We start from the raw sequence: 5,031 nt of genomic DNA, 5'->3' as shown, positions 1-5,031 counted from the left end.
TCAGCGCACCGGCATCGTCATCGCCGGGTGCATCTGGCCGGCCTGGTCGTCCATGTAGCCCTTGCCGTCCTTGATGCCCTTCCTGCCCGCGATCTGCCAGGCGGTGCGCTGGCCGACCAGGCGGGCCAGGAACTCCAGTTCCTCGTCGGTGTGGTTGATGGCGTTGGCCGGGCGGATGAAGCGGCCATTGCGCGCCGCCGGCTCACCCCAGAAGCTCTGGTGGTAGCTGGCCTGCGAGAACGCGCGGTCGGTGCCGGCGGCCACGTCCACCGCGCCATAGCAGTTGCAGAAATAGGTGCGGCCGCCCTGGTCGTCCATCACCTCGGTGTACACGCCGGTGCCGCGGATGCCGGCGGTCAGCGTGGGGGTGCTGATGGTGCGGTTGCTGCCGCGGCCGAACACGCTGACCACCGCACCGGTGAGCAGGCGCAGCAGGCTCACGGCGTTGAGCGTGGCGCCGCGTTCGACGCTCAGGCGCGAGTTCTGCCGCACGTGGAAGGCCGCGTCGCCGATGACGAACACCAGGCGCGAGCCGGGGCCGGTCTGGACTTCGTCGCCGGTCTGCACCGTCTGCTGCGGCAACATGCGCCGGCCGTTGAGCAGGATGTCGCCCACGAACTCCACCACGTTGCCGCGTTGCTGTGCGGCCGCCGTGTCCCAGCCGCCCAGGGCCAGCCAGGCGCCCGCGGCGGCGATGGCCTCGCGGCGCTGGAACCAGGTGACTTCGGCCTCGCTGCGGCCTTGCAGGGTGTGTGCGGTCATGCGGGGTCTCCGGTGGTGGTGGGCGCGGTGGTCGCCTCGTCCAGGAAGCTGTCGCGGAAGGTGAACCAGATCGAGGTGTGGAACATCGCGGCCATCAGCAGCACCAGCGGGTACAGCACCACCTGCAGGGCCTCGGCGCTGCCCAGCAGGCCGGCCAGCAGGCTCAGCAGCAGGCCGACGGTGGCGAACACCACCATCCACCCGCCCATGAACACCAGCATGGCGCCCTTGTTGGCCCAGCAGGCCAGCAGGCTGAAGAACAGGCTCTTGACCGGGCTGACGCTGTGCCAGTGCACCAGCGCCGGCGCGTGCCAGAAGGCGGCCAGCACCGGCAGGTAGAGCAGCAGCATCCACCAGATCTCGCCACCGGAGAAGGCGGCGCGCACCGCTTCGGGCGTGACCTCGCCGTCGTTCAGGGCCGGCGCGGCCTCACCGCCACTGGCCAGCAAGGCTGCCAGCAGCATGAGCAGCAGGATCACCCCGGCGTAACCGGCGCCCAGCGTGAGCATGGCCTTGGTGCGCTGGGGCCCTTCGCGAAAGGCGGTCACCAGCGTCAGCGGCATGGGGAAACGCCCGGCCTCGGCCTCGCGGCTGGCGGCCATCAGCCCCAGCGTGGCGGCCGGCACCAGCACCAGCGCCAGCGCGGCACCGATCAGCGGCACCGCCGACAGCACCGACACCGAGCCCATGAACATGAAGAACAGGCCCCCCATGGCCAGCGGCTGGCGCAGGAAGGTGCGCACACCCAGGCGCACCCAGGTCAGGCCGGTGCGGGCGGGAACGACGTTGAGTTTCATGTGGCCGTGGCCTCCGCGGTCAGCAGGCCAGGCTCGCGCTGGGTGGTCTGGGCCACGCGGTGGCGCAGCACGCGCTCGAAATGCGTGGGGTCGTGCGGTTGCAGCATGCTGGCTTCGCGGGGCAGGTGCCAGTCCCACAGGCGCGAGAGCCAGAAGCGCAGGGCGCCGGCGCGCAGCATGGCGGGGAGCAGCTGGCGTTCGGCAGCGGTCAGCGGGCGCACCGCCTGGTAGGCGGCCAGCATGGCCTGGGCGCGTGCTTCGTCGTGCTGGCCGTCGGTGTCGTCGGCCGCGTGGCGGATGCACCAGTCGTTCAGGCACACCGCCAGGTCGAACAGGAAGCTGTCGTTCCCGGCGAAATAGAAGTCGAAGAAGCCGGTGAGCTGCTCGCCTTCGAACATCACGTTGTCGCGGAACAGGTCGGCGTGCACCGGGCCGCGCGGCAGGGCGGTGCTGGCCGCGCTGGCGGCCACGTGGTTCTGGTAGGCCAGTTCGGTGCGGATCAGGGCGCGCTGCGCGTCGCTCAGGTGCGGCAGCACCACCGGCACGGTCTCGTTCCACCAGGGCAGGCCGCGCAGGTTGGGCTGGCTCAGGGCGAAGTCACGCCCGGCCAGGTGCATGCGCGCCAGCATGTCGCCCACGGCGCGGCAATGTTCCACGCCCGGGGCCAGGTTGCTTTTGCCGTGCAGTTTTTCCACCACCGCGGCGGGCTTGCCTTGCAGGGTGTGCAGGATGTTGCCCTGCGCGTCGCCGGCCGGCGCCGGTACCGGGATGCCCTTGCCCGCCAGGTGCTTCATCAGCTGCAGGTAGTAGGGCAGCTGCTCGAAGCTCAGGCGCTCGAACACGGTGAGCACGTGCTCCTCGGTCGTGCCGTCGCGCTCGCAGGTGACGAAGTAGTTGGTGTTTTCAATGCCGCCCTGGATGCCGCGCAGGTCGGTCAGCACGCCCAGGTTCAGGCGTTCGATGAGGGCGGCGGCTTGCGCAAACGGGACTTCGGTGTAGACGGCCATGGGGTTGGGGGAGGGGAGATCAGAAATCCAGCAGGCGCCAGCGGCTTTTGCCGGTGCTGCCGTTGCGGGCGGCGTTGGGGTCTTCGCCACCGGTGGCGGGGGCCACGTCGTAGGCCGGGGCGCCGTTCTTGGGCTGCACCGTGATGCTGCGGGTCTGCCCGGCCACGCGCAGCTCGTCCACGCGGGTGAGCGCGTCTTCGTGCTGGATGCGTTCGATGCGCGGCTCGGTGGCATCGGCCGGAGCCGGTGCGGCCGGCGGGAGCGCGGCCTGGGCCAGGGCGGCGCTGGCGCACAGGGCGAGCATGGCGGCCAGCAGCGGGTGGCGGGGGGCAAGTGTGCGGGACATGCCCGGATTGTAGGCAGGCCGCCCCCGGCGGCGCCCGCGGTGGGGCCATGCATCCCCGACAATCGCCCCCATGCCCGAACAAACCCCGACCACCCCGCGCCTGCTGCTCGTCGACGGCTCCAGTTATCTCTACCGTGCCTTCTTTGCCGGCGGCGAGGCCATGAGCACCACCCTGTCCGACGGCACGGTGCTCAAGACTGGCGCCATCCGCATCATGATCAACATGATGCAGAAGCTGCTCAAGGATTACCCGTCCACCTGGGCGGCCTGCGTGTTCGACGCCAAGGGGCCTACCTTCCGCGACGCCCTCTACCCCGACTACAAGGCCCAGCGCAGCCCCATGCCGGACGACCTGCGCAGCCAGATCGTGCCCATCCACGAAGTGGTGCGCCTCTCGGGCTGGCCGGTGCTGGACGTGCCCGGCGTGGAGGCCGATGACGTGATCGGCACCCTGGCCGTGACGGCGGCGCAGCAGGGCATCGAGGTGCTGATCAGCAGCGGCGACAAGGACCTGGCGCAGCTGGTGAACCAGCACATCACCATCATCGACACCATGAGCGGCAAGGTGCGCGACCTGGCCGGCGTGGAGGCCGAGTTCGGCGTGCCCGCCCGCCTGATGCTGGACTACCAGATGCTGGTGGGCGACCAGGTGGACAACGTGCCCGGCGTGCAGGGCGTGGGCCCCAAGACCGCCGTGAAGCTGTTGCAGGAATACGGCTCGGTGGACGCCCTCATCGCGCAGGCGGATCAGGTGAAAGGTGCCGTGGGCGAGAAGCTGCGCAAGGCGCTGGACTGGCTGCCCACCGGCCGGCAGCTGCTGACCATCAAGACCGACTGCGACCTCAACGGCTGGGTGCCCGGCCTGCCGGCGCTGGACGCGGTGCGCATGGGCGAGCCGCAGACCGCGCCGCTGCGCACGTTCTACGAAACCTACGGCTTCAAGGGCCTGGCCAAAGCCTTGGGCGGTGGCGAACCCACAACGCCAGCATCCACGCCGGCACCCGCTGCGGCGCCGGGCGGCACCGACGACCTGTTCGCCGAACCCGCCGCGGCCGCGCCACGCGCCAGCCACCTGACGTACGACACCATCTTCACCTGGGACGCCTTCGACCGCTGGCTGACGAAGATCGAAGCCGCCGAGCTCACCGCCATCGACACCGAAACCACCTCGCTGGACGACATGGTGGCGCAGATCGTGGGCATCAGCTTCAGCGTGACGCCGGGCGAGGCGGCCTACATCCCGCTCAATCACGAAGGACCGGACGCGCCCGAGCAGCTGCCGCTGGACGCGGTGCTGGCCCGGCTCAATCCCTGGCTGGAGAACCCGGCCAAGCACAAGCTCGGACAACACATCAAGTACGACCGTCACGTGTTCGCCAACCACGGCATCGAGGTGCAGGGCTATGTGCACGACACCATGCTGCAGAGCTACGTGCTGGAGGTGCACAAGCCACACGGCCTGAGCAGCCTGGCCGAGCGCCACCTGGGCCGCAGCGGTATCCAGTACGAAGACCTATGCGGCAAGGGCGCGCACCAGATCCCGTTCGCGCAGGTTGACGTGGCCAAGGCCGCCGAATACTCGTGCGAGGACAGCGACCAGACCCTGGACGTGCACCGCGTGCTGTGGCCGCAGATCGAGGCCGATGCCAAGCTGAAGTTCATCTACGAACTGGAAATCGCCAGCAGCGAAACGCTCTACCGCATCGAACGCAACGGCGTGCTGATCGACGCACCCACGCTGGCCAAACAAAGCCACGAACTGGGCCAGCGCATCTTCGCGCTGGAGCAGGAGGCGTACGAGATCGCCGGACAGCCCTTCAACCTCAGCAGCCCCAAACAGCTGGGCGAGATCTTCTTCGACAAGCTGGGCCTACCGGTCATCAAGAAAACCGCCACCGGCGCGCGCAGCACCGATGAAGAGGTGCTGGAAAAACTGGCCGAGGACTACCCCCTGCCGGCCAAGATCCTGGAGCACCGCAGCCTGATCAAGCTCAAGGGCACTTACACCGACAAGCTGGCGCAGATGGCCGACCCGAAGACCGGCCGCGTGCACACCCACTACGCCCAGGCGGTGGCCGTGACCGGGCGCCTGTCCAGCAACGACCCCAACCTGCAGAAC

The 5,031-nt window shown here is 69.3% G+C and carries 5 protein-coding genes; 1 reads left to right on the top strand and 4 read right to left on the bottom strand.

Annotated features, from left to right (window positions below; genetic code table 11):
• From ACR2JA_RS20715 to ACR2JA_RS20700, 4 genes are read right to left on the bottom strand one after another with little or no spacing between them, the layout of a single operon-like run.
• Positions 1-762, bottom strand: a complete 762-nt coding sequence (locus ACR2JA_RS20715) for a FecR domain-containing protein (protein WP_434010950.1) — start codon at positions 760-762, stop codon at positions 1-3.
• Positions 759-1,559, bottom strand: a complete 801-nt coding sequence (locus ACR2JA_RS20710) for a BPSS1780 family membrane protein (protein ID WP_434010949.1) — start codon at positions 1,557-1,559, stop codon at positions 759-761. Before ACR2JA_RS20710 ends, ACR2JA_RS20715 begins: the two co-directional genes overlap by 4 nt.
• A complete protein-coding gene (locus ACR2JA_RS20705) occupies positions 1,556-2,566 on the bottom strand; it encodes a homoserine kinase (protein ID WP_434010948.1) in 1,011 nt (336 codons plus the stop codon). Before ACR2JA_RS20705 ends, ACR2JA_RS20710 begins: the two co-directional genes overlap by 4 nt.
• Positions 2,567-2,585: 19 nt before the next feature.
• Entirely contained in the window at positions 2,586-2,912 is a 327-nt protein-coding gene (locus tag ACR2JA_RS20700; RefSeq protein WP_434010947.1) for a hypothetical protein, read from the bottom strand.
• A gap of 70 nt (positions 2,913-2,982) precedes the next feature.
• On the opposite strand from ACR2JA_RS20700, the gene ACR2JA_RS20695 reads away from it, so the two are divergent.
• Positions 2,983-5,031, top strand: a 2,049-nt coding sequence (locus ACR2JA_RS20695) for a DNA polymerase (protein WP_434010946.1), incomplete at its 3' end; no start/stop codon positions are given.

It is taken from the genome of Hydrogenophaga sp., assembly GCF_051007235.1.
GTDB lineage: Bacteria > Pseudomonadota > Gammaproteobacteria > Burkholderiales > Burkholderiaceae_C > Hydrogenophaga.
The sequence above is the reverse complement of the archived record's forward strand: the minus strand, read 5'-3'. Positions and strand labels throughout refer to the sequence as shown.